This window comes from Desulfomicrobium baculatum DSM 4028, from assembly GCF_000023225.1.
Lineage (GTDB): Bacteria > Desulfobacterota > Desulfovibrionia > Desulfovibrionales > Desulfomicrobiaceae > Desulfomicrobium > Desulfomicrobium baculatum.
The window spans coordinates 487,065-511,226 of record NC_013173.1; the positions used below are offsets into that span (position 1 = coordinate 487,065).

The window sequence follows — 24,162 nt, forward strand, 5'->3', positions numbered from 1 at the left end:
ATCAGATTGAGGCATCATCCTGGGGCGTAATCCAGGACCTTACGAAACGGTCCACGTCGAATTTCCGGCGCGCCCCCGCAAGATTCATGAACCTTATCTTGCCGAAAATCGGCCGTTCGGTCCAGCCACGGTCATGCACCCCGCCGATGGACCAGGCAATGCCTGTGTATCCGTTGCTGTCCCGGCCATCGAGGCTGTAGCGGTCGTTGAGGCGGATGGCCGTGCGCAGCGCGTCGGCTGCGGACAAAGACCACTCCAGGATTTTTTTGGCCCAGTACATGCGCAGATAGCCGTGCATCTTGCCGCTGCGAAGCATCTGGGTCTGGGCGGCGTTCCAGAGCGGGTCGTGGGTCCTGGCCGCTTCCAGTTCCTCCGGAGAGTAGATGACGGGGCGGGGATCGCGCAGGTGTTTGTGCAGGCTCTCCTTGGCCCAGGCGGGGAAGCCCTCTTCGGTGTCGTAGCCAGGGGTATGGAGGCAGAAATTGTCCGAGAGTTCACGGCGGACAATGAGCTCGTCCAGGAAGGCGTCGACATTTTCTCCTGCCAGCCCGCATGCCTGTGTTTCAAGCGCCGCGCGTTGGGCGGAGAGCATGCCGAAGTGCAGGTGCGCGGAAAGGCTCGAACAGACATCCTGGTTGGGGTCGTTGCGGTTCGCGTAGACGGGCAGTTTGTTTTGCAGAAAATGACAGAGCAGGTCGCGGGCTGGTTGCTCGCCGGGTTCGACACGCAGAGCCTGGCGCCTGCCGTCATCGCGGATTTTGTGCCGCAGGGAGCTAAAGTCAGGCGCCGAGACCGCTGTCGGCCATGGATGCGGGTGCATGGGCAGAACGGGGAATTCATCCAGAAATTCACCGAGCAGACGCTTGATTTTGGGGCGCAGGGTCCGCGCCATGAATTCGCGCCGATCCGAGACCACCCGCGCGGGCACGATGTTGCGCGAATCGACTTCATGCACGGCTTGATTCCAGGCCGAAAGCAGGTCCTTGTGCCATTGCGCCTTGATGCGCAACGGGTCGAAATCGGTGACGACAAGGCTGGCCTTGAGCGTGCGGGCGAAATTCGCGACTTCAAGGCCAGGAATGCCGGACAGGGCGAAAAAGGGAATGTTCTGCCGCCTGAGCGTTTGGGCCGTTTTTGTCAGTCCATCGAGCAGAAAATTGAAATGAACCGCAGTGGCCTCCGCAAAGTCCGGAGCCAGGCAAAAGATCACGGCCACAGGCTGTCCGCTTTTGAGCGCCTGCAATCGGGCATAGGTCAATCCCCAGTTGTCGGCGGCCCGAAAATCCCGGTGCATCCAATACAGCACCGGACCCTGGCCTAACGGGGCGTTTCGCAACATGTTCACGCGACGTGGATTCATGGACGGTTTTCCTTTGCGGCCGGGCCTTGAAATTGTGCGCTTACAAACCCATCAGCCAGAGGAGGCCCCTTACGGGCATGTGGCGTTCGATTTATTGCGGGGCCGCCTCCGTGTACTGTGCGAGGCATTCACTTGCAATTCTTGTTCAGTTATAAAACGCTGTCAATCTTGGTTTTTGAGCTTTTTGTATGCGCGTTGCTTGGTGAGTCACGCTTGAAACGCGGTCCGTGCAGTCCATAAAGGGAAGGCGGTAATCTGATTATATGGATTGCATTGTTGGCTCGAATTTGTAATGATATTCTACAGATCTCAATGATTTTTTTGACTTTTACATTTTGTGTCGCACGCTTCGGATTTATGGCTGATTCAACGCGAGAGGCCCGGCTCCGTTTTTGGCGTTGCTCGGGATGATGCGACCAGCCGAGCTGCTGGCTGTGTTCGGGTTTGAAGCGCGGCGCATGGGTGATCCGAAATTTTTTCATGAGCCGAAATTTGATTCGGCGGCTGTTCAAAATGTGATTTTTAGCTTGAAACGAGCGGCAGTGCGTGTCATTTCGCACAAACAGTCCGGATTGCGACGTGACGCCTTTTTTATGTGATTTCTTCGTGGGCTGGGTCATGTAAATTTTGGTTTCCAAGGGTCTGTATTTTGCGGCATATTTTTGCAGTATCTTAATTTTAACAAAAAGAAAAAATATGAGCGACGACAAAATATCAGATGTTGAAGTTTTTGTGCACAATAAAATGGTTGTCTCTTTTGCCTGCCCCCAATGCAAGCTGGAGAAAGAAGTTGCAGTTGAGAGAATAAAAGACGTTTATCATTGGAACATAAACGCAGCATGTCGTCGATGTGCGCATAAATTCAAGGTTTCTTTCAATTTTAGGAAATATTATAGGAAAGAAACCTATATACATGGTCTTCTTTATGATTCTTTTGAGTCAATTGATCCTGCTGGAGATGTGATCGTGACAGACATTTCTCTGACAGGAGTTGGCTTTGAATGTAATAGCTGTGATTTTACTGTTGGATCTGTCTTGGTATTAAGATTTATTTTGGATGATTGTGAACGCTCGAAAATGGAAAAGAAGATATCGATAGAGTCTATACGCGGCTCAAAGGTTGGCGCTCTTTTTCTGGGCGAACATAGTTTTGACAAAGTTCTCGGAAAATACATTCTTCCCCAATAATTTCAAATCAACGTGATGGCGGAGAGGAGCGGTATATATGGCTGACAGGGACGGATCTGGATCGTCTGGAAAAATTGTGGGTTTTTTCCTGGCCTTGATGGCCATTGCTCTCATGGGGGCGGCTGTTACGTTTTTTCTCAGACCGGACCTGTTGACGCTCGGCTCGGTTCATCCGGTCGAACGCGTGTCCATTTTTCCGCAGGAAGCCGCCGTCGCAGGAGGGCAGTGGAGACTGCTCAGCCAATGGCACGGAGCCGGTGACTTTCACGCGGCGGGTAATCTTTATCGGGTCGAATTCAAGCCGATTCCCGGCTGGGAAACCCCTCCTCCCGTCGTGCTCAAAAAAGACGAAACCGGAGCCGAGGTCGAGGGCGTCTACAAGCCCGTCCAATACTCCACGCAGACCATCCTGACCCTGACGGGCGCGAGCACGCTGGCCAGTCGGCTTGTGCCGGAGCTGGCAGAATTGTATCTGCTGAACATCGGAGCCAATGAAGTTCGTAAAATTCCTGGGAAAAGCGCTGATGAAATGACAGTGGAAGGGATTTTTTACGCTGCCAGGGAGATTCGCACCATTGAGATAGCCGGTCAGGGAACGGCCTCCGGGTTCTCGGCGCTCAAGGCCGGAGCCAGCGACATCGCAATGGCCACCCACAGGATCTCTGCGGTGGACGCCAAGATTTTTGGCGAGGGCGTCATAACGGCGCAGAGTGAGCACAAGCTTGGCATGGACGCGGTGACGGTGCTGGTGCACAAGGACAATCCCGTGCCGGCCCTGACTGTCGAGCAGGTGGGAGGCATTTTTTCCGGCGAGATATCAAACTGGGAGCAGGTTGGAGGTCCGGCCGCTCCGATCAAGGTGTTTGTCTTGCAGGAAAATTTTGCAACCCGCCGTTTTGTGAAGGACTTTTTTTTGAGCGGGAAAGATTTCGTTTCCTCGGCCCGCGTTGTCGACACCCATGACCTGCTGCCCGAACTCGTCTCTCAAGACCCGTGGGCGGTCGGGTTCGGCAGTATCACGATGGCCGGCCAGTGCCGTGAAATGCCGCTCAAGCCGGGCGCGGACTCCGAGGCGGTGGCGCCCACGGCTGCGTCCATTCGCACTGTGACCTACCCGGCCGTGCGGAATATGTACCTCTATCACAAGGCCACGACGGACAATATTTACGCCCGTGACTTCGTTCGCGTCGCCCTGGGTGCCGTAGGTCAGGACATAGTCAAGAAATTCGGCTTCGTGAAAAACAGTGAGGTCGAAGGCGATGCCAGTGTCGCAGATCGGGACGCGCCGCTTGACGGCCCAGGGTCCTCTTTTGCGCAGACGCTTGGATCGGAGCCTGCTCCCGTTTTAAAAGCCCCTGCGCTGACCTCGCTTCCGCCCCTGGTCCAGTTTGACGGCGAGGCGGTGCCCGAGAACGTTCGCAGGGAGGTTCTGCAAGACTACCTCGACGGCGTGTACGGGGCGCAAAAGCTGCCGTTTGTGTTTAACTTCGAGACGGGAAACCTCAGTTTGGATGAACAGGGCGGCAGAGATCTGGCGCGAATCGTGGCCATGATGAAAGAACCGAAAAATTCGGGAAAGACGATCGTTCTGGTCGGCTATTCGGACTCCGTAGGCGCCTATGCGTCCAATCTGGCAGTTTCCCGCAAAAGGGCGGAAGCTGTCGCCGAGGCGTTCAGGAAGAGAGGGCTGCAGGATGTCGTTGTCCTGGCCGCGGGTGAAGAGGGCGCAATAGAGCGCAACGATATCCGCGCTGGAAGAGAAAAAAACCGACGTGTGGAGATATGGCTGAAATGACGCAACCTCATCCCCATAGCTCCGATTCCGGACAAAAGGCGGTCATGCAGAATATACTTGTCATCGATGACGATAAACTCATGTGTCTGGCCCTGGCCAAGATCCTGATTTCCGCCGGCTACAATGTCGTGCAGGCCTCGGATGGCGAGGAAGGGCTTAAATTGTACCGATCTCAGGATTTTGATCTGGTCATCACCGATCTCATCATGCCGGACAAGGAAGGAATTCAGATCATTCGCGAATTGCGCAAGGAAAACAGCTGCATTCGCATTATCGCCATGTCCGCGGGAGGCAGGGGCGGTGCCACGGACTATTTGAAATGGGCACGGCTCATGGGCGCAAAACAGTGTCTGAGCAAACCCATCAAGCGCGAAGACCTGCTTGATGCCGTGCAGACGGTGTTGGCCTTGCCCTGAGGCCTATTCTGGTGGACGAAATCTCATGAACCTTTGCCCTTGCCGTCGGCGGCTACAGCACGAGTAGGATATGGAAAGAAAAAAAGCATTTTTTAATCTGCTCCAGTTCAAGATACATCTTGGAATTCAATTCATTCTGGCGATATGCTTTTTTGCATTGGGGTATTTCATCTATGTCACGCAACTCGATTTCCTCATAAACGACATTCGCAGGCAGGGCCAGGAACAGGCGGAGATGGTCGCCCAGGCAAGCGTGCCCGCCATCCAGAGGGAAAGCCTCTACCTGCTGGAGGAATTGGCGATCAAGGCCGAGTATTCTCCGCTTGTCGCGTATTGTCAGATCGTCGACCCCTTGGGGAAATCCTTCCTCACAGGCGAGGTCCGGGTCGGGCTGACCAGGGACGATCTCATGAGCGCGTACAGTTCCCGGGACGTGAGCGTGGTCAGCCACGACATCCTGGCCGGAGGAAAAAGCATCGGCCAGGTCAAGCTGGGCATGTTCATCGACAAGGCGCGTCAGGAAGTGCAGGCGACCACCATCCGTCTCGTGGCCGCTTTTGCCGTGGTGCTCGGCGTGATTGCGCTTTTTCTGTACGTCTTTTTGAACCGCCTGCTCATTCTTCCGGTCGTCAATCTCTCCATTCTCACCCAGAGCCTGTCGCGAGGCGAGTTCGTGACCACCAATCTGGATCAGCGCCGGGATGAACTCGGGGTTCTGGCTCACGGATTCAACATCATGAGCCAAAGCTTGAAAGAGCTCTACAAGAGCCTGGAAGAGAAGGTCGACGCGCGCACAGAGGATTTGAACAACGCCTACCATGAACTGCAAGCCATTTTCGACAACTCGCTGGTCGGCATTTCGGTTTTAAGCTCCGACCATAAAGTGATCCGGGCGAATCGAAGATTTGCGACTATTTTCGGCTATTCGGTGGCGGAAATACCTCTGATCAGCCCCGAGAAGTTTCATGTCTCCGGCAGGAATTTTGATGAATTCAGCGAGAAATTCTTCAACCGGCTGGCCGAGCGGGAGATAGCCCAGCTGGAATACCAGTTCCGCAGGAAGGACGGCAGCGTCTTCTGGAGCCAGGTCTCCGCCAAGGCCATTGACCCGCAGGATTTGAGCCGGGGCGTCATATTCGTCATCGAGGACATCTCCGATCGCAAAAAGGCCAGCGAACTCTTGCGGCAGCACGCCGAAGACCTGCGCGTGGCCAAGGACCAGGCCGACAAGGCCACCCGTTCCAAGAGCGAATTTCTGGCCAGGATGAGCCACGAGATCCGCACCCCCATGAATGCGATTCTGGGCATGGCCGAGATGCTGCAGGAGACGAGCCTGAACGAGGACCAGCAGGAATACGTCAAGACCTTCAGTTCCGCAGGCGAGCTTCTGCTGGGCATCATCAACGACATCCTTGATTTTTCCAAGATAGAGGTCGGTCAGATCAAGCTCGAATCCATCCCGTTCAATCTGCGGGAGCTTGTGGACGACGTGAACAAGCTTTTTGTCTATCGGGCGGAGGAGAAGGCGCTTCGGCTCGAAAAGAAGGTCTCGGAAGGGCTCGCGCAACGCTACATCGGCGACCCGACCCGCATCCGGCAGATTATCATCAACCTTGTCGGCAACGCGCTCAAATTCACAAGTGTCGGCGGGGTGACCATGTCCGTGACGGAGTCCGTTATGGACGACGGTGCTCCGTGCTGCCTCTTTGCGGTCAAGGATACGGGCATCGGGATTCCAAAATCGAAGCTGGGCACCGTCTTTGAGAGTTTTGCGCAAGCCGACTCGTCCACGACCCGGGAGTTCGGAGGCACGGGTCTTGGTCTGGCCATTTCCAAGAAGCTTGTTGAGCTCATGGGTGGACAGATCTGGGTCGAAAGCGAACCAGGGCAGGGAACCACGTTTTTCTTCAAACTGCCCCTCGCCCCCGATCAAAAGGTTCAACTGCCGGAATTCCGCCTGAAGATTCCTGCGGACACGCACCTGCTTATCGTCGAGGACCAGCCGGAAGGCCGGGGAAGCATTTCTGCCCTGGTGCGCAGTTGGGGGCTTGTGCCCGTCTCCTGTTCGTCGGCGGCCAATGCGATCGACGCCCTGAACGCGCACAAGAAGGATTTCACCTTCCAGGCCATCCTCATCGATTCCATGGTCGACAGCGTGCCGGGAATCGAGATCGTGCATCTGCTCATTGGTCAGGGAATCCCCGTGGCCAACCTTGTCCTGGCGGTTGAGACCGCCGAGGGTCTTGCGCGGTTGCCAAAAGCGACGGATTTCGGGCCGTTGTCGTATATTCTCAAAAGCGAGCGGGACGCCGTCCTGCACGACAAGATCTACGAGGTGGTGTCCGAGTCGCAGCGCAGACGCATGACGGACTTCCATGACAAGGGCTGGAAAGTCCTCCTGGTCGACGATGTCGAGGCGAACAGACGGGTGGTGGAGCTCTTTTTGAAGAGCAGCAACGTCTCCATCGTTCACGCCGAGAACGGCAAGATCGCGCTCGAGAAATTCACCGAAGAGCCTTTTGATCTTGTGCTCATGGACATGGAGATGCCGGTCATGGACGGGCTGGAAGCCACGCGCCGCATCCGTGCCTGGGAACAGGAGAAGCGGGAATACAAGACGCCCATCATCGCCCTGACGGCCCACGCCTTCCAGGAGCACCGGCAGAAGACCATGGATGCGGGGTGTACGGAATTCCTGGCCAAGCCCATCAAGAAGCAGGCGCTCATCAACATTATCGATCTCTTTGCCGGGCAGCGCGAATCCCTGGTCGCGCAACCCGAACCGCTGCTGGTGACGGAGGTCACGCCCATTCTGGATGAGCAGGATTCTCCGGTTCAGATCGATCCCGAGCTTCAGGACCTGCGTCCGCTTTTCCTGCGCACCGTCCGTGATTTTCAGGCACAGCTCGCCGACGCCATCACCACGCAGGATTTCGGCACCATGCAGCGCTGCGGGCACAGCCTGAAGGGGCTGGGCAGCACCTACGCCGTGGATGAGATCAGCCAGTCCGGCAAGATCATCGAGAGCGCGGCCAAGAGCAGGCAGGCGTCCGTCGTCGTCGAAGCGGTCAACCATCTGGCTGTGTTCATGAACACGGGCGAGACGCCGAAGATTCAGACAGGCGAGGCCTCCGGGGAAACGATCGGGGATGATGATTTGCCCGCGCCGGTGGACGGGCGCTATGTGGTCCACGTCGCACCGGAAATGTCCGAGCTCATTCCATTCCTCATGGACGCCATGCAGAAGGATCTGGAACTTATGGGCAAGGCCCTGGCCCAGAAGGACTACCCGACCATGCGGCGCTTCGGGCATAGCCACAAAGGCTTCGGCAGCACGTATGGCTTTGAGTACATCAGCATCATCGGCAGGAAAATCCAGGCTGCCGCCGAAGCACGGAATGCCGAGCAGCTTGCGGATCTTCTGCTGGCGCTGGGCAATTATCTTGAGCGGGTGGATATCGTTTACGAGATAAAGGCCGACCTGGTCGAAGAAGAGATTGAGGAAGCATTACCCGGCAAAGAGGTGGCTGAAGAGATCCCTGAAGACGTGCAGGACTATACGGTCGAGGTCGATGCGGAACTCTATGAGCTTGTGCCCCTCTTTATGGACACCATGCATTCAAATGTCGCTGAAATGCAGGAAGCATTGGTGGAGAATAATTTTGATATCATTTGCCGTCATGGGCACAGTCAAAAGGGCCTGGGTAGCACGTATGGTTTTGATTATTTAAGCCACATCGGATACAAAATTGAAACGGCAGGCATGCAAAAAAACGCGGATGAAGTTCAGAAATTGCTTAAAATTATGGACAAGTATCTCGAAAATGTACATATCGTGGAGCGAAAAGGATGAGCATGTACAATCAAGACGTTGATGCCATCGTGGACGAATACGTGACCCGGATTCCGGTCTCGGTCCTGCTGATCGATGATGAGTTTCTGATAGGGGAGGCCATGCGTATCAAGCTCTCCTCGGAAACGGACATCACCTTCCACTACTGCAAGGAACCGGACAAGGCCCTGGAAACAGCCATTGGTGTTCAGCCTACCGTGATAATGCTTGATCTTGTCATGCCGGGCGTGAACGGCCTGACCATGGTCAAGTTTTTCAAGAGCAGCGAGGATTTTCGCGATGTGCCCCTCATTGTGTTGTCGGCCCGCGAGGAACCGGAACTCAAGAAGAAGGCCATTGCCTTGGGCGCCAACGACTACATGGTCAAACTGCCGGACAAGACCGACCTTGTGGCCCGCATCCGCTGCCATTCGGAGCGCTACATTTTCAAGCAGCAACGCGACGAGCTGATCATGAAAATAAGGGCGATGTCAGGCCAGAACAACAATGGCTTTTCTTCCCCGTATCTGGATTGATCTTTTGCCCATGAGTTGCCGTTTCACGGGACCGGATTCTCATTTCCCGGTCCCGTTTCTTGTTCACACCGTACCGACAGGCCGTGAAAGCGAGGTTGTATGCTCAAGTCCAAGCTGATCGACATCAAGAAAATTTTTCAGGCGGCCCAGGCCTTTGAGATGGCCTGGAATAAATGTCTGCCCGATTTGAAGGCTCTTTTTCAAGTCGAGCAGATACGTTTGTACAAGTGCGATGCGCAGCATTCGGAATTGTTCGCCCTCGTTCTGAAAGACGGCAGGCCGCGTGAAGTGCGTCTGCCCATTTCCACTTCGAGCCTTGTCGGTTACACGGCCCAATCGCAGATACCCTTTATCCTAAAGAGCATTGAAGCTGAGGAATTCGAGGCCATTCATCCGAGCCTGCGTTTTGACCGCCAGTACGATCAGTTGGTCGATTTTGAAACGCGCAACGTGATCTCCATGCCGATTCAGCACGAGAATGAGCTTTTGGGGGTGTTGCAGCTCCTGAACAAGCAAGGTGGGGATTTTTCCCGCGAGGACGAGGCCTTTTGTCGTTTGATAGTGAGCATCATGGGGCAGAAAATGTTCGAGGAACGCAGCCTGCCCAAGGGGCCGTACGAATATCTCGTTTTGCAGGGTGCTCTGACCCGCGAGCAGCTCGACGACGCCGTTTCGCGCTCGGCCAGGAAGGGCATTTCCACATCCCGCCTGCTGCAGCTGGATTTTGGCGTGAGCCCGGATGACATCGGCGCATCGCTGGAAATCTATTACCAGACGCCGTTTGTGCGCTACCAGGAAAATCCCGTCTCTGAGCATATGCTCAAAGGCATCAACCGCCAATACCTGCTCAACAACCTGTGGGTGCCCATCCATGCCAAGGGCGAGCGGGTCGTGATCCTCCTTCACAATCCGCACGATTCCGAAAAGATCGAGGAGATCAAACGAATCCTGAACGTGAAGGAATATGAATTCAAGGTGGGGTTGCCCGAGGAGATTCTAGCATTTCTTGGCGATCGCAGCCAGCTGCTGAAGTCCGCCGGCGGCTCGCAAGGAATGGCCGATGCCTATGAAGCCATGCGCGAGGATGAACATGAGGAGGAGTTCGACGAGTATGACGACGGGGACGACCTCTCCGAAGCCCTGGCCGATCTGGAAGGGGTCTCCGACGAGGGCCTTGAGCTCGCGCAGGTCGAAGAGGAGGACATTTCCCAGGAAAGCCGCCAGCTCGCCGTCCGCTTTGTGAACAAGATCATCATGCACGCGCACAAGACCGGAGCCTCGGACATTCACATCGAACCCTCAAGAACGGGGCGCCCTGGAGTGGTGCGCATGCGCATCGACGGCACCTGCATGCGGGTGCTGACCGTCCCGGAGAGCATCATCAAGCCGGTGGTTTCGCGCATCAAGATCCTCTCGAACCTGAATATTTCCGAGCGGAGGCTGCCGCAGGACGGCAAGGCCAGGGTCCGTTTCAAGGGGCGCGAGCTTGAGCTTCGCGTGGCCACGCTCCCCACCGTGCACGGCGAGAGCGCCGTGCTGCGCATGCTCACCTCCGGAAAGGCCCTGCCCTTCGAGAAGCTGAACTTAAGCGATGCGAACGCGGCTCAGATTGAGCGCCTGATGTTCAAGCCGCATGGAATTTTTCTGGTCGTCGGGCCGACAGGATCGGGCAAGACGACCACCCTGCACTCCATCCTGGCGCGCATCAACACCCCGGACAAGAAGATCTGGACCGTGGAGGACCCGGTCGAGATCACGCAGCCGGGACTGCAGCAGGTCCAGGTCGAGAGTGCCATCGGCCTTGATTTTCCCCGCATCATGCGCGCCTTTCTGCGTGCGGATCCGGACGTGATCCTCGTGGGCGAAATGCGTGATCTCCAGACCGCGCAGATCGGCGTGGAGGCTTCGCTCACGGGACACATGGTTTTTTCGACCCTGCACACCAATTCCGCGGCGGAAACAGTGACCCGCCTTCTGGACATGGGCATAGAATCGCTTAACTTCTCTGAAGCGCTGCACGGAATTCTGGCCCAGCGCCTGGTCAAGACCCTGTGCGCGCAATGCCGCGAGGCCTATGCTCCTTCCGACGAGGAGTGGGCGTATCTGCTGAGTCAATACGGGGCGGAGTTTTTTCCTGAGCTTGGGATCGAGCGTTCCACAGCCAGCATCTACCGGGCAAAGGGCTGCGGACGTTGCGGTCAGACCGGGTACCGAGGGCGGATCGGCATTCACGAGCTGCTCGTGGCGACCCCTGAAGTCCGCAAGGCCATAGCCCGCAAACAACCGTCGGAAGAGGTGGCGCGGATGGCCATCGAGCAAGGCATGCGGACTCTCTATCAGGACGGGATAGCAAAGATTTTCAAAGGGGATATAGATATCCTGCAACTGCAGAAAGTGACGACCTCCGAGTGATGAAAATGGAAAACAGCTCTGAAAAAAAAGAAGTCGCCGCGCTTGACGGCCCTGCCCAGGCCCCTGGCGTCCCGGAATCCGTCGATGACACCGATGCGCCCGGAACCCCACTGGCGGCCGAGCCCGTGGTCATGCCTGCGAGTCTCAAGCTGCGATTGGAAAAATGCCCCAAGTGTCAGTATGAAAGACAGGCCGGTGACGAAGATTTCGCGACTCCCTTCGAATGTCCCAAATGCGGCGTTGTCTACGCCCTGGCCATGGAGGAGGTGCGACGCAAGGGGCTGGGCCATGAGAAGCAGGCCGAAGCCGAGGCGGAGGAAATGCGTCGCCTTGCCCAGGCCCAGAGTGAAAACATCCAAAGTTCGCAAATTGGCAGCGCGATGTTCGTGGACGAGGAAAAGAGCAAAATCTGGATCGTGTTCGTAATTCTTGCGCTTCTGGTTTTGGGTGCATTGTTTTTCATTTGAACTCCTTCCGCGAACGTTGCGGACGGTTTGGTGGTTGCAAGCTTCAAACGACGTGAACAGTGGTGATTTATGGCAAAGCTTTTTCCCTGGAATTCCTGGCTTGAGATGGAAGATTTGAAAGAAGAGATGCAGCGTCTGGTCGAGGATTCTGCCTGTTCATCCCCTTTTGCCGAGAACGGACGCAGGCTGGCCAGATTCAGGCCCGTGGCCGATGTGATCGAGGTCGAGGATGCTTTTTTTGTCCTGGTGGAGTTGCCGGGGCTTGAGCGTGAAGACGTCCGGCTTGAGGTGCACGGCAACGAGCTGGCCGTTTACGGCGAACGCCGGCCGCCCCTGAATGTCGAGGGCGCGGCCTTTCAGGTCATGGAGCGGTCGTATGGCTGCTTTTCCCGTCGCTTCGAGCTGCCGGAAGACATCGATGATCAGGCCGTTGCGGCCAGCATGAAATCGGGCCTCTTGCAGGTGCGGGTCCCCAAGCTCGCTCGGCGCTCGGTGAACAGGAATATTCCCATTTCCATGGATGAATGAGTATAATGGCGAGCGACTAAAGAACTGGGGAAAGGCTTTTTTTCAGGGCTGTTCGCGTCTGCCGTCGGAGTTTTCAAGGAGATTTTGTCGTGAAAATTATCAAGTTGCTGGCCGTGATGCTTTGCTGGGCGCTCGTAAGCGCCCATTTTTCTTTTGCCGCCGACAAGGGCATCCGCATGACTCCGGTGGTGCGCACCGTGCAGAGCGTTGCTCCGGCGGTGGTCAACATCCACACCGCGCGCATCGTCGAGCAGGAGATCAATCCCTTTGGCTCCATGTTCGACGACAGCCTGTTCCGCCATTTCTTCGGTTCGCAGGATTTGACCCGGCGTTTCGAGCAACGCAGCCTCGGCTCGGGAGTGATCATTGACGCGGGCAAGAGTCTGGTGCTGACCAATGCGCATGTCATCGAGGGCGCCTCGACCATCAGGGTCCGCCTCCTGGACGGGCGGCAGTTCGACGGCGAGCTGGTCGGCTCCGATCCGGATTTCGATCTGGCCATTCTGCATTTGAAAGACGCCCAAAATCTGCCGCAGGCGTCCATGGGCGATTCTTCGGACATGATGATCGGCGAGACGGTCATCGCCATCGGCAACCCGTTCGGTTTCGGCAATACCGTGACCACGGGCGTGGTGTCCGCCCTGGAGCGGACCATCGAGACCAAGCAGGGTACGTTCACCGACTTCATCCAGACCGACGCGGCCATCAATCCCGGCAACAGCGGCGGCCCGCTCATGAACCTGGCCGGCGAGCTTGTCGGCATCAACACCGCCATCTATGCCGAGGCCGAAGGGATCGGGTTCGCCATCCCCATCAACAAGGCCAAAAGGGTTGTGGACGAGCTGGTCAGCCATGGCCGCGTGCAGGCCGTGTGGCTGGGTCTGGAGGGGCAGGACGTGGATGAGCGCATTGCCCGGTATCTGGGCCTGGAGGAGACGCGGGGCATGCTCGTGACGCAGGTCCACGAGGCCGCCTCGCAAAAGGCCGGGATCGAGGCCGGGGATGTGATCACGTCGGTCAACGGTGTGACCGTCGATGACCGCACCCATTATCAGCGTATACTCAGGAATTTCACTCTCGGCCAGGACCTGCGGCTGGAGATTGCCGGACAGACAGGAAAACGCAGGGTCCCCGTGAAGCTGCAATCCTTCACCAACGACAAGGCGCTGGATATGGCCACCCGGCGTTGGGGCATGACGGTGGAGGCGAGAGGAGGCAACCTGCTCATATCCGGGATTCGGCCCGGAAGCCCCGCCCAGCAGCTGGGGCTCAAAAGCGGCGACATCCTGCTCAAGGTGGCGGGAGACGCGCAGACGTCCCTGGACGACTATGCCAGGGCCTTCAAGCGCTATCGCATGGCCAACACCGTTCTGCTGCTCGTGGCCCGGGACGGGCGCGGCTATCATGTGCGGCTGCGGGTCTGAAAAGCGGGTAAACATTCAAGGAGCATTTCATGAGCATCTGGTACAATCACGTGCGTACGCGCATTCGCCTTAAGGCGTTGGTCGATAATTACAGGTTGATCCGCACCCGCGCCACGAACCCGGCGCCGGTCATCAAGTCCGATGCCTATGGGCATGGGCTGCCCGAAGCAGCCGCGGCCCTTTTTGCGGCCGGGGCCCGAACCATGGCCGCGGGAACAGTGGGCGAAGCCGCCGTCTTGAAGGATACCGTGCCTGAGGTCGAGGTCATCTCCCTGCTCGGCCCTCTGGATACGGCCGACTATGCGTGCGTGTGCGAGCGCGATATTGTCGCTTTTGTCGGCAGCACCGAGCAGCTGCTGCTCCTGGAAGAGGCCGCACGGCTTGCCGGGACAACGGTCCGGGTCGCGCTCAAGTTCGACACGGGCATGGCCCGTTTGGGCTTTGCAGTGGACGAGGCCGCAGGCGTGGCGGACACCCTTGACGGGCTGGAGCATGTCCGGGCGACCATGGCCTGTTCCCATTTGGCCACGGCCGACGATCCGGGGCAGGCCGAATATGCGCAGGAACAGGGCGGGCGATTCGCCCGCATTCTGAAGGCGCTGCATGCCCGGGGGCTGGATGTGCGGGCCAGCCTGGCCAACTCCGGCGCCATCTTCGGACACCCCGCGTTGCATCACGACCTGCAGCGTCCGGGCATTGCCCTTTACGGCGCAAATCCCTTCCATGGCACGCCCTGGGAGGCAAAGGGACACGGGTTGCAACCGGCCATGCAGGTTTCGAGCAGGCTGGTGCAGATCCGGACCATACCGGCCGGTCAGAGCGTGAGCTACGGACGAACGTTTACCGCCCCTGCCGAAATGCGTATCGGCATCGTCGCTGTCGGGTATGCGGACAACTATTCGCGCGGGCTCTCGGCCAAGGCGCAAATGCTCATCCATGGCAAACGGGTTCCCGTGCTTGGGCGGGTCTGCATGCAGCTCACGGCAGTGGATTTAAGCCATGTGCCGGAGGCGGCGGCGGGAGACGAGATTTTCATGCTTGGCGGCGCGGGGCCCGCTGCCATTTCTGCCGAAGAGCTCGCCGGGTGGTGGGGGACGATCACCTACGAGGTGTTTTGTCTGCTGGGCCAGAATCCGCGTGAGTACGTGGACTAGGTTTGTCGGCGCGTTTTTTTGATTTTTGTTTTAGCTGTCTTCCAGGCGCGCAAGCCCCGTGTTCAGATCCGCCAGCAAGTCGGCCGGATCCTCCAGGCCGATGTTCAGCCGGACCAGGGTTTTTCCGGACAGCGGTCCGGCAAACTCGCGTTTGGGCCTGCCCGTGGTCACAAGGCTCATGAATCCGCCCCAGCTGTAGCCGATGCCGAAAAGTTCGAGGCTGTCCACAAAACGCCCCAGGGCGCTGTCCGGGTATTCCTTTTTGAAGGTAAAGGCGAAGAGTCCCGAGGAGCCCGTGAAATCGCGTCTCCAGAGCGCGTGCTGCGGGTGTGAGGGCAGCGCCGGGTGCAGCACCCGTTCCACCAGCGGATGATCGACTAGCGCCTGGGCCACGACCAGGGCCGAGGCCTGGTGCTCTTTCATGCGCAGGGGCAGGGTCTTGAGGCCGCGCAGGGTCAGCTGACAGTCTTCGGGAGATGCGTAGATTTCCCGCCCGGCATAGGCCCTGGCCAGGGTTTCGGCGTGGGCCCCGTTGGTCGAAACGGAGCCCATGAGCACGTCCGAGTGCCCCGAAATATACTTGGTCACGGACTGGATGGATACGTCCACGCCGAGTGCAAAGGGGTTCAGATACAGCGGGGTGGCCCAGGTGTTGTCCAGGATGGTGACGATGCCCCGCTGCCGCGCGATGGTGGTGATGGCCGGAACATCCTGAATCTCAAAACTTAAAGAACCCGGTGATTCGAGAAAAATCAGGCGGGTTTGCGGGCGCAGGTGGTCTGTGATGTCCGCCCCTGTGTCGGGTGGGATGATCCGGCTTTGCACGCCCAGTTTGCCAAGAACCTCGGTGCAGAAACGGATGGTCGGCCCGTAGGCGTTGTCGCAGACAAGGATTTCGTCTCCGGCCCGGACAAAGGCCAGAAGGGTTTCGCTGATGGCGCTGATTCCCGATGGATAAACGCGGGTCAGGGCCGCGTTTTCCAGCACGCGCAGCGCTTCTTCGAGGATGCGTTGCTGGGGCAGGCGGTCGGTGCCGTATGTTATCCCGTCGTATTCGCCCCGGCCGGCTTTGATGAAGTCGGCGTGGCTGTCAAAGAGCACTGTCGACCCTCTGGAAATCGCCGGGCTTATGGTTCGGGCGGTGGGCGCATGTGTGCCTGCGGCATGGATGAGCCTGGTGGATGGATGCATGAACTGTCTCGCTTGAAGGGCCTTTATGCCGCAGCGGCGATACCCTTGGTCGGTTATGAACGTGTGGCAATCGTTTTGACGTAGGGTGTTTTTTTGTGTAGGAAACGCCCTGAAAATGAGCACAGGAGGGAATGCTATGGATTTTCCGCAAGGTGGGCAAGGCCCCCGTAATGAGTTTTTGGCTTTGCCCGGATTTGCGCTCCTTCTCTTTATTTTTTGCACCCTGGGTGGCTGTTCGCCCAAGCACGTGGACTCATCCTTCTGTCCCCCGGCTGTCATGCAGGAACCCGTTGCCCAATCGGAAGCGCGCCAGGATGACGACACGGGGCCTGTCCGGCATCGCGAATTCGATTATTCAACCATCTTTTCCCGTGATAACGATTATTTCTCCACCTCGGCCCCGGAATACGCCGCCGATTTTTCTTCCCTGACAACGTCCGATGAAATCGAGCCGGTTCCCGCCATCGGGGACATTGTTCTTGCGCAGTACGAAGATTGGCGTGGAGTGCGCTATCGTTTAGGCGGCACGGACTATCGCGGCGTGGATTGCTCGGGGCTGGTGCAGGCGATTTATAAGGACGCCTTCGAAATGGAATTGCCCCGCACATCCTCGGAACAGGCCAAATTGGGCGAGGCCGTGCCTCGTGACGAAATCCAGCCGGGCGATCTGTTGTACTTCATTGATCGCGGCCGCAAGCATATGGGCGTGGCCGTGAACGAGAACGAATTTTTGCACGCTTCGCGCAAGAAAGGCGTGACTCTGTCCAAGTTCGACAAATACTGGACCCCGCGTTTGAAGCGCGTCCGTCGCATTCTGGATAGCGATGAGCAGCTTGTGATCCGCCCCAGCGGCGGCTGAGCCTTGAGCCCAAAGCGGATGTCCTGCCCGTCGCGCTCAAGAAAGTACCGGGAATCGTGAGCCTATGACTGTCCGCAAATTACTTGCATCACGTTGCCCCGTGACCCGTGATTATTCCTTCCTGGTCTTTGTCTGTCTGCTTTTTCTGGGGGTCGGCTGCGCACCCAAGACCGTGATTCAACCTGTCGTGGTTCCGCCTTCTCCGCACACTGTCCGTGACGCGTCGGTTTCTGAAATCCTGTTGTCCCAGTTTGAGGCATGGAAAGGCGTGCGGCATCGAATCGGCGGTACGGACCGGCAGGGCGTGGATTGCTCGGGGCTGGTGCAGGCGATTTTCCGGGAGGCGTTTCAGGTAACGCTGCCCCGCACATCCCGGGATCAGAGCCGGATGGGCCAACGGGTCGAAGTCAAAGAGATGCGGCCCGGAGATTTGGTCTATTTTCTGGACAAGGGTGGCGATCACATCGGCGTGCTTGTGGCGCAAAGAACATTTCTGCACGCCTCGGCGAGCCGGGGGGTGACCCTCTCAACCCTTGACGCCTACTGGTGGCCGAGACTCAAGCGGGTGCAGCGCGTCCTGTCCTGAGGTGCATCATCCCGTCCGTTTGCGCCCCGATCTTCTCTTCAAGACCAATCCGTACACCACCGCGTTGATCAGCACGACCAGGCCCGCCAGCACTATCTGCGTTTCGCGGGTCAATCCGTCAGGATAAATCACGGCCAGCAGGTAGTGCGCAACGAACCCTCCTGCGTATCCTTCCTCTCCCGCCCGGCGCAGCAGGGCATTTTCCAGATCAGTCAGCGGACAGTACCAGCCAAAGGCTTCGACCAGCGCGCCCCAGACCGCCGCCGGGACATGGACCACGGCAAACCAAGGCCTGCGCAGTACGATGAGGCCGCCGAGCATGACCAGGCAGATGAAAAAAAGGTGCAGGAGGAGAACCGCGTTGGCGGCGAGAAGGTGGGCCATGAAACCTTGCCCGAGTGGGAAAGGGGGAAAGGCCGAGCGCCTCTCCCCCCGATGTTTCTAGATTTCGAAGAGCATTTCCAGATCGGAGCGGGTCAGGCTCTTCCAGGCCGACTGACCGGGGATGATGGAGTCGGCGATGCCTTTTTTCGATTCCTGGAGCTTGAGGATTTTTTCCTCGACCGTGTTTTCGCAGATCATCTTGTAGGCGAAGACCTGGCGGGTCTGGCCGATGCGGTGCGTACGGTCGGTGGCCTGGTCTTCCACGGCCGGGTTCCACCACGGATCGTAATGGATGACGTAGTCGGCCGAAGTCAGGTTCAGGCCCGTGCCGCCCGCCTTGAGCGAGATCAGGAAGATGGGGATCTCGGGCGTGTTGTTGAACTTGTCGACCTGTTCGAAGCGGTCCTTCGATGTACCGTCCAGGTAGCAGAAGGGGATCTCGACCATGTGCAGCCAGTTGCGGATGATATGGAGCATCTGCACGAACTGCGAGAAGACCAGCACCTTGTGCCCGTCGTCGATGATGGTGGTGACCAGATCCTTGAAGGCTTCGAACTTGCCCGAGGACAGGTTGGCGTTGAAGCCTGGCATGTCGAGCTTGAGCAGCCTTGGATGGCAGCAGATCTGGCGCAGCTTCAAAAGCGCGTCCAGGATGGAGATCTGGCTCTGGCCGATGCCCTTCTCGTCCACGTCCTGCAATACCTGCTCTTTGAGTTTCTTGGCCAGGGCGGAGTAGAGATCGCGCTGATCGTCCAGCAGGGCGGAGTAGTAGATGTTCTCGATCTTGGGCGGCAGATCCTTGGCGACCTCGTTCTTGGTGCGGCGCAGGATGAAGGGTTTGACCCGGGCTTTGAGGTACCCGAGGCTGTCGTCGTCGCCGTCTTTGATGGGCTTGACGAAGCCCTTCTGGAAGGACGCCTGGGAGCCGAGGAACCCGGGCATGAGGAACTCGAACAGGGACCACAGCTCAAGGAGCGTATTCTCGATGGGCGTGCCCGACAGGCAGAGTCGGAAGCGGGCCTGCATCTTGCGAACGCTTCGGGCGGTGATGGTGTTCGGGTTCTTGATGTTCTGGGCTTCGTCCAGAATGACGGCGTTGAATTCGAATTTGAGAAGCTCGTCCAGATCCCGGCGCAGGAGCGCATAGGTGGTGATGATCAGTTCCGAGGATTCGATCTTTTTGAAAAGGTTTTCTCGCCGCGCGCCATAGATGACCAGGCGGGTCATGTCCGGCACGAATTTCTGCGCCTCGCGCTCCCAGTTGGGCAATACCGAGGTGGGCACGATGATGAGGTTCGGGCCCTTGTGACCCTGCTCCTTCATGTATTGCAGAAAGGTCAGGGTCTGGATGGTCTTGCCCAGGCCCATCTCGTCGGCCAGGATGCCGCCGAAGTGGTATTCGCGCAGGAAATTGAGGTAACTGACGCCCTGCAGCTGGTAGGGACGCAGGGTTGCGTCCACGCCCTTTGGCTTTTCAACCTGCTTGATTTCCTGAAAATCGTTGATCTTGTCGCGCAGCGTGTCCCAGAATCCATCGGAAGTGGTCTCGGGGATGTCTTCGAGGATCTTGTCCAGGACCGGAGCCTCGAAATTCTCGAAACGCTTCTTGGGCGGCTTTTCCGGATCAAGGCCAAGGGCGATGAGCTTGTGTCCGAGCTTTTCGAGCCACGCTTCGGGCAGGCTGGTGTAGGAGCCGTCCTTCAATTGCACATAGCGCTTGCCCTGGGTCCAGGCCTTCCAGATCTTGTCGATGGGTACGGAGATATCGTCGTACTCGACGTTGATTTCCAGGTTGAACCACTTGTCCTCTTCCTGCGTCTCCACCGTGGCCACCACGCTCGGCGGGGTCAGGCGAACCTTGTAGCGGGCCAGATCCTTTTCGCCGTAGACACGGTAGGCCTCGACCAGCTTGGGATAGGCATCGAGCAGGAAGGTGATGGCTTCCTCGGGTTCCAGGAACCACATGGCGCTGCTTCTGGGCTGGAAGTTCATGTCCATGAGGGTGGTCAAGAGCGCTTCCTCTTCCTCCTGGTCGCGGCGGATGAGGAAGGATTTGCCCTCGAACTGGTAGCTGCCGGTCTGCAGGTCCTGGTTGGGGCCGGGCAGGGAGATGTCGCCGTGTTCGGTCTCATAGATATTCTGGACTTCGAGCGTCAGCAGGCTGCCTTCCTCGTTCAGGAAGAGCTTGGGATTGTAGTTCGCGGGCACGAAAATGGGCTGCATGCGTTCCAGGAATTCCTCCTGGCCGTGCAGGTCCGAAGCCGGAATCTGGGTCCAGACGCGGTCCAGGAATTCGGAGATGTCCGCATGCGGGATGACCGGGGGAGAGATCACGAGCTCCTGGATCAGGCTCGGGCGCAGCCCGGTCTGCACCGGGTAGAAGCTGTGCTTGAGACAGACCCACAGGGGCAGGTGGCCGTAAAAGGACACGTTCTGGTTCAGGATGGAGAAGGGCACCTTGCCCTCGCGGCCGAGCATGATGTCGAAGGATAATCCATCGTCCGTGAACTTGGGCCGCAGCTGCAGGCGCATGGGCGTGCTCTCGATGCGCACGGGTTGCTCGGATTCTTCCCATAGCTGGTAGTATTCGTTCTTGATGGCCCAAAAGAACCAGGTCATGAGGCCAAACGGGATTTCCACCCGGTGTCCGTAATAGTCCAGGTATTGTCCGATCTGTTCGCAGACCTTGGGCAGTTCGGGCGATATTTCGCACCAGTCCGGGTTGCGGATGATCTGTTCCAGGGTCACGGGGTTCTGGACCGTGGACAGTCCGGACTTGTTCTGACGGGCGCGAAAGAACTCGATCTGCAGCCGCCCGGTCTCGGCAAAAAAGCGGTAGATGAAATAATGATGGCCCGGTTCCGGCTCCAGGGCGGTGGAAAAGAAATAGCGGAAGCTTTGCTTCCATTCGGATTTGATGGGCTGCGTCTCCACTTCGCTTTTGACGTCGAGCTTGGAAAGAAGCCCCAGGGCCGTGGCCGCGACATGGCGGCAGATGCCGGAAAATGAATCCTGGCAGTTGCAGTAGGAATTGATGGTGCCCTGGTCGAGGTTGATGCCCAGTTCCGAGGAGTAGGTCTGGAAATCGTCGCCCTGGATCTGCCCTTCCACATCCCAGGAGTCTTCGTCCCGTCGGATATCGATTTTCTGTATGCCGCCGTCGGCAATGAGATATTGGGCCCCGTCGCGAATGTGCTCAGGAATATTGTCAGACAAAAAATTGTGCACGATACGCTGGATGCGTGCTTCGTCAGAGTGGGACATGTTTTGGGTTGATCTCCGTAAAACCGCTGCTCGCGGTGATATGTCAGGGCCCGCCGTCACTTCCGGAGCGTTGGTAGCGAAGCACGGCACGGCACAATTGAACCATTTAAACAAATCACAATTCTTTATCAAGAGCTGGGGCAATTTGGGAAAGATCTTTTTGAAAATATTCTTTAAATTGCTAACGTGCCAAGTTGTTGCGAGAATTCGGATTTGGCAGGTCGGAATTAGCGTTTCGCTTGAATAAAATCGTATGACATATTTTTCAATGATAATCCATGTGTATGTCTACCTACATTGACGTCGGGAGTGTCTGGAGTTTTTTTAAGGCAGGGCATTTGGCCTTCCGGCGGCGCTTGAAAAGGGCGCGCCTGGCTGCCGGAGTCTTTGACCCTTTTAAGGCCGCCAAGGGAGACCGCCGTCAAAGAGAAGTTGACATTTTGAGGTCTGAAGGCCAATTTCAAGCTGGATTTAGTTCCATATCCCCGGGCCTACAGGAAAAAACATGATTCGCATAACCGACATTCTGGACCAGGCGTCCACATATCTCTCCCCGCTGGACGTGGCGCTTATCCAGAAGGCCTATGTATTTTCCGCCGCCGCCCATGCCGGCCAGATCCGGCTTTCCGGCGAGCCCTATCTTTCCCATCCTCTGGAAGTAAGCAATATTCTGGTGGATTTGCGACTGGACGCGGCGACCATCGTGGCCGGCTTGCTGCACGATACGGTGGAGGACACCGAGGTCTCCATCCCCCAGATCGTTGAATTGTTCGGGCCGGAGGTCGGCGCCATCGTCGAGGGCGTGACCAAGATCAGCAAGATGAACTTCGAGTCCAAGGAGCAGGCCCAGGCCGAAAACATCCGCAAGATGATCCTGGCCATGGCCGACGATATCCGGGTCATCCTGGTCAAGCTGGCCGACCGCCTGCACAACATCTCCACCCTCGAATTCCAGAAGGAATACAAACAGCGCGCCATCGCCCAGGAAACTTTGGGCATCTATGCGCCGCTGGCCAACCGTCTGGGTCTGTACCGCATCAAGGTGCAGCTCGAAAACTACGGCCTTCGATACATGAAGCCCGACGTGTACGCCCAGATTTCCGAAGGGATCAATCGCTACCAGGATCAAGGCCAGGCCTATATCGACAAGGTCAGCGCCATGATTCAGGATGTGCTCGCGGAAAATGAGATCAACGGGCGGGTCAAGGGGCGCATCAAGCATACCTATTCCATCTATCACAAGATGAAACAGCGCGGCCTGACCCTGGACCAGATTTTCGACATGATCGCCTTTCGAGTCATCGTGAACAATCTGCGGGAATGCTACACGGTGCTGGGACTCGTGCATTCTCTTTGGAAGCCGGTTCCGGGCAAGTTCAAGGATTACATATCCATGCCCAAGGCCAACATGTACCAGAGTCTACACTCCACGGTCATCGGCCCCGAGGGCGAGCGCATCGAGATCCAGATCCGCACGGAGGAGATGCACCAACTGGCCGAGAACGGCGTGGCCGCGCACTGGTCCTACAAGGAGCATGGCAGCAAGAAGGCCCAGGAAGCCGACCGTTTCAGCTGGCTGCGCCAGATTCTGGACTGGCAGGGGGATCTGAAGGATTCCCGGGATTTCATGTCGACGCTCAGTCTCGACCTGTTCCAGGACGAGGTCTACGTCTTCACGCCGCGCGGGCAGGTCAAGGAGTTGCCCGAAGGTGGGACGCCTGTTGATTTTGCCTATCTGATCCATACCGAGGTCGGGAACCACTGTGCCGGGGCCAAGGTCAACGGACGCATCGTTCCGCTCAACACGCCGCTCAAGAACGGCGACACGGTGGAGATCATCACCGATGCCTCCCGCAACCCCAGCCGCGACTGGCTGCATTTCGTCAAGTCCGGCAAGGCCCGGTCACGCATCAAGCACTGGATCGGCACCGAGGAGCGGACGCGCAGCCTGTCGCTGGCCAAGGAACTCCTGGAAAAGGAAGGCCGGCGCATGGGCATCAACGTGGCCAAGGCCATCAAGAGCGGCGATTTCGATCCTGTGGTCAAGGAGTTCTCTTTCCGCCAGCTCGACGACCTTTTTTCCGCCGTGGGTCATGGCCGCATCACTGCCCGGCAGGTGCTCAGAAAGCTCCTGCCCAAAGAGGAGCAAAAACCCGAGGAACGCAAGCCCAGCGGTCCGGGCGCGCCCCAGACCAAGCCCCAGGATCCTGATTCCATCAGCATTCAGGGCGTGGACGGGGTGCTCATCCGTTATGCCCAGTGCTGCAATCCGTTGCCCGGAGACCCCATCGTGGGCTATATAAGCCGGGGCCTCGGCGTGACGGTCCACACCCAGGATTGTCCGAACGTCGCCAACATGGAGCACGAACGCCTGCTCGACGTGAGCTGGGGCGGTCAGGAGGAAACCAAGCCCCTGCCGGCCAAGATCAAGGTCCTCTGCAAGAACCAGCGCGGCGTTCTGGGCCTGGTCAGCGGGCTTTTGGCCAAGGAGGGGATCAACATCGATTCCGGAAAGTTCACCTCTGCCGTGGACGGGATGTCGGAGCTTGATTTCGTCATCGAGGTCAAGACCACAACCCAGCTTTACGCCATCATCGAAAAATTGCGGAATCTTGAGGCTGTGCAGGAGGTGACGCGGTCTTCGGCGGGATGAGGGCGGGCTCGCGAGGCGCTTTTGGCGTTGGCGTAGCGAAAGGGGATTTCGGTTTGAAGCTGGAATCCCTTTTTTGATGTGGCCTGAAGACGTGATCCGATATGGATTCGGGA

At 57.6% G+C, this 24,162-nt stretch carries 18 protein-coding genes; 13 read left to right on the forward strand and 5 right to left on the reverse strand.

The window, feature by feature from the left end; genetic code table 11:
• Position 1: 1 nt before the first annotated feature.
• Complete coding sequence (locus DBAC_RS02145; RefSeq protein ID WP_012805625.1) at positions 2-1,360, reverse strand: deoxyribodipyrimidine photo-lyase; 1,359 nt, start codon at positions 1,358-1,360, stop codon at positions 2-4.
• 149 nt (positions 1,361-1,509) lie between these two features.
• Positions 1,510-1,980, reverse strand: a complete 471-nt coding sequence (locus tag DBAC_RS18670; protein ID WP_143890752.1) for a hypothetical protein — start codon at positions 1,978-1,980, stop codon at positions 1,510-1,512.
• A gap of 76 nt (positions 1,981-2,056) precedes the next feature.
• Between DBAC_RS18670 and DBAC_RS18675 the strand changes: the two genes are divergently transcribed.
• The 10 genes from DBAC_RS18675 to alr all read left to right on the forward strand — a co-directional run bounded on the left by DBAC_RS18675 (position 2,057) and on the right by alr (position 15,112).
• Positions 2,057-2,548: a PilZ domain-containing protein gene (locus DBAC_RS18675; protein WP_012805626.1), complete on the forward strand. Its 492-nt coding sequence runs from the start codon at positions 2,057-2,059 to the stop codon at positions 2,546-2,548.
• A gap of 37 nt (positions 2,549-2,585) precedes the next feature.
• The gene (locus DBAC_RS02150; protein ID WP_012805627.1) at positions 2,586-4,343 is read left to right on the forward strand and encodes a phosphate ABC transporter substrate-binding/OmpA family protein; all 1,758 of its coding nucleotides are present in this window, start codon (positions 2,586-2,588) and stop codon (positions 4,341-4,343) included.
• Between the two features lie 44 nt (positions 4,344-4,387).
• On the forward strand, positions 4,388-4,759 hold the full coding sequence (locus DBAC_RS02155; RefSeq protein WP_012805628.1) for a response regulator: 372 nt from the start codon (positions 4,388-4,390) through the stop codon (positions 4,757-4,759).
• 70 nt (positions 4,760-4,829) lie between these two features.
• Positions 4,830-8,612 carry a response regulator gene (locus DBAC_RS02160; protein ID WP_012805629.1) on the forward strand — a complete coding sequence of 1,261 codons (3,783 nt, stop codon included), beginning with the start codon at positions 4,830-4,832 and terminating at the stop codon, positions 8,610-8,612.
• A gap of 2 nt (positions 8,613-8,614) precedes the next feature.
• The gene (locus tag DBAC_RS02165; protein ID WP_167320908.1) at positions 8,615-9,127 is read left to right on the forward strand and encodes a response regulator; all 513 of its coding nucleotides are present in this window, start codon (positions 8,615-8,617) and stop codon (positions 9,125-9,127) included.
• A 99-nt stretch (positions 9,128-9,226) separates the two neighbouring features.
• Positions 9,227-11,539 carry a GspE/PulE family protein gene (locus tag DBAC_RS02170; protein WP_012805631.1) on the forward strand — a complete coding sequence of 771 codons (2,313 nt, stop codon included), beginning with the start codon at positions 9,227-9,229 and terminating at the stop codon, positions 11,537-11,539.
• Positions 11,540-11,544: 5 nt separating this feature from the next.
• Positions 11,545-12,006, forward strand: coding sequence for a hypothetical protein (locus DBAC_RS02175; protein ID WP_012805632.1), 462 nt, complete (start codon positions 11,545-11,547; stop codon positions 12,004-12,006).
• A 69-nt stretch (positions 12,007-12,075) separates the two neighbouring features.
• A complete protein-coding gene (locus DBAC_RS02180) occupies positions 12,076-12,534 on the forward strand; it encodes an Hsp20/alpha crystallin family protein (RefSeq protein WP_012805633.1) in 459 nt (152 codons plus the stop codon).
• A gap of 89 nt (positions 12,535-12,623) precedes the next feature.
• Positions 12,624-13,958, forward strand: a complete 1,335-nt coding sequence (locus DBAC_RS02185) for a trypsin-like peptidase domain-containing protein (RefSeq protein ID WP_012805634.1) — start codon at positions 12,624-12,626, stop codon at positions 13,956-13,958.
• Positions 13,959-13,987: 29 nt separating this feature from the next.
• Positions 13,988-15,112, forward strand: coding sequence for an alanine racemase (gene alr / locus DBAC_RS02190; protein ID WP_012805635.1), 1,125 nt, complete (start codon positions 13,988-13,990; stop codon positions 15,110-15,112).
• A 30-nt stretch (positions 15,113-15,142) separates the two neighbouring features.
• On the opposite strand, the gene metC is transcribed toward alr, so the two are convergent.
• Entirely contained in the window at positions 15,143-16,303 is a 1,161-nt protein-coding gene (gene metC, locus DBAC_RS02195) for a cystathionine beta-lyase (protein WP_050762021.1), read from the reverse strand.
• Between the two features lie 136 nt (positions 16,304-16,439).
• Here metC and DBAC_RS17545 point away from each other — a divergent pair, with 136 nt between their 5' ends.
• Both DBAC_RS17545 and DBAC_RS02205 read left to right on the forward strand, forming a co-directional pair.
• Positions 16,440-17,162 carry an NlpC/P60 family protein gene (locus DBAC_RS17545; protein WP_012805637.1) on the forward strand — a complete coding sequence of 241 codons (723 nt, stop codon included), beginning with the start codon at positions 16,440-16,442 and terminating at the stop codon, positions 17,160-17,162.
• A 100-nt stretch (positions 17,163-17,262) separates the two neighbouring features.
• On the forward strand, positions 17,263-17,748 hold the full coding sequence (locus tag DBAC_RS02205) for an NlpC/P60 family protein (RefSeq protein ID WP_050762022.1): 486 nt from the start codon (positions 17,263-17,265) through the stop codon (positions 17,746-17,748).
• Positions 17,749-17,754: 6 nt separating this feature from the next.
• Here DBAC_RS02205 and DBAC_RS02210 read toward each other — a convergent pair whose 3' ends face one another.
• Positions 17,755-18,132 carry a DUF2784 domain-containing protein gene (locus DBAC_RS02210; protein ID WP_012805639.1) on the reverse strand — a complete coding sequence of 126 codons (378 nt, stop codon included), beginning with the start codon at positions 18,130-18,132 and terminating at the stop codon, positions 17,755-17,757.
• Positions 18,133-18,189: 57 nt separating this feature from the next.
• A complete protein-coding gene (locus tag DBAC_RS02215) occupies positions 18,190-21,396 on the reverse strand; it encodes a DEAD/DEAH box helicase (RefSeq protein WP_012805640.1) in 3,207 nt (1,068 codons plus the stop codon).
• A gap of 505 nt (positions 21,397-21,901) precedes the next feature.
• On the opposite strand from DBAC_RS02215, the gene DBAC_RS02230 reads away from it, so the two are divergent.
• The gene (locus tag DBAC_RS02230; protein ID WP_012805641.1) at positions 21,902-24,049 is read left to right on the forward strand and encodes a RelA/SpoT family protein; all 2,148 of its coding nucleotides are present in this window, start codon (positions 21,902-21,904) and stop codon (positions 24,047-24,049) included.
• Positions 24,050-24,162 lie beyond the last annotated feature (113 nt).

Bases quoted from the DNA above. Each gene is read 5' to 3' on its own strand.
- DBAC_RS02145 (WP_012805625.1), bottom strand. From the start codon at position 1,360: ATGAATCCACGTCGCGTGAACATGTTGCGAAACGCCCCGTTAGGCCAG.
- DBAC_RS18670 (WP_143890752.1), bottom strand. From the start codon at position 1,980: ATGACCCAGCCCACGAAGAAATCACATAAAAAAGGCGTCACGTCGCAA.
- DBAC_RS18675 (WP_012805626.1), top strand. From the start codon at position 2,057: ATGAGCGACGACAAAATATCAGATGTTGAAGTTTTTGTGCACAATAAA.
- DBAC_RS02150 (WP_012805627.1), top strand. From the start codon at position 2,586: ATGGCTGACAGGGACGGATCTGGATCGTCTGGAAAAATTGTGGGTTTT.
- DBAC_RS02155 (WP_012805628.1), top strand. From the start codon at position 4,388: ATGCAGAATATACTTGTCATCGATGACGATAAACTCATGTGTCTGGCC.
- DBAC_RS02160 (WP_012805629.1), top strand. From the start codon at position 4,830: ATGGAAAGAAAAAAAGCATTTTTTAATCTGCTCCAGTTCAAGATACAT.
- DBAC_RS02165 (WP_167320908.1), top strand. From the start codon at position 8,615: ATGTACAATCAAGACGTTGATGCCATCGTGGACGAATACGTGACCCGG.
- DBAC_RS02170 (WP_012805631.1), top strand. From the start codon at position 9,227: ATGCTCAAGTCCAAGCTGATCGACATCAAGAAAATTTTTCAGGCGGCC.
- DBAC_RS02175 (WP_012805632.1), top strand. From the start codon at position 11,545: ATGGAAAACAGCTCTGAAAAAAAAGAAGTCGCCGCGCTTGACGGCCCT.
- DBAC_RS02180 (WP_012805633.1), top strand. From the start codon at position 12,076: ATGGCAAAGCTTTTTCCCTGGAATTCCTGGCTTGAGATGGAAGATTTG.
- alr (WP_012805635.1), top strand. From the start codon at position 13,988: ATGAGCATCTGGTACAATCACGTGCGTACGCGCATTCGCCTTAAGGCG.
- metC (WP_050762021.1), bottom strand. From the start codon at position 16,303: ATGCATCCATCCACCAGGCTCATCCATGCCGCAGGCACACATGCGCCC.
- DBAC_RS17545 (WP_012805637.1), top strand. From the start codon at position 16,440: ATGGATTTTCCGCAAGGTGGGCAAGGCCCCCGTAATGAGTTTTTGGCT.
- DBAC_RS02210 (WP_012805639.1), bottom strand. From the start codon at position 18,132: ATGGCCCACCTTCTCGCCGCCAACGCGGTTCTCCTCCTGCACCTTTTT.
- DBAC_RS02215 (WP_012805640.1), bottom strand. From the start codon at position 21,396: ATGTCCCACTCTGACGAAGCACGCATCCAGCGTATCGTGCACAATTTT.
- DBAC_RS02230 (WP_012805641.1), top strand. From the start codon at position 21,902: ATGATTCGCATAACCGACATTCTGGACCAGGCGTCCACATATCTCTCC.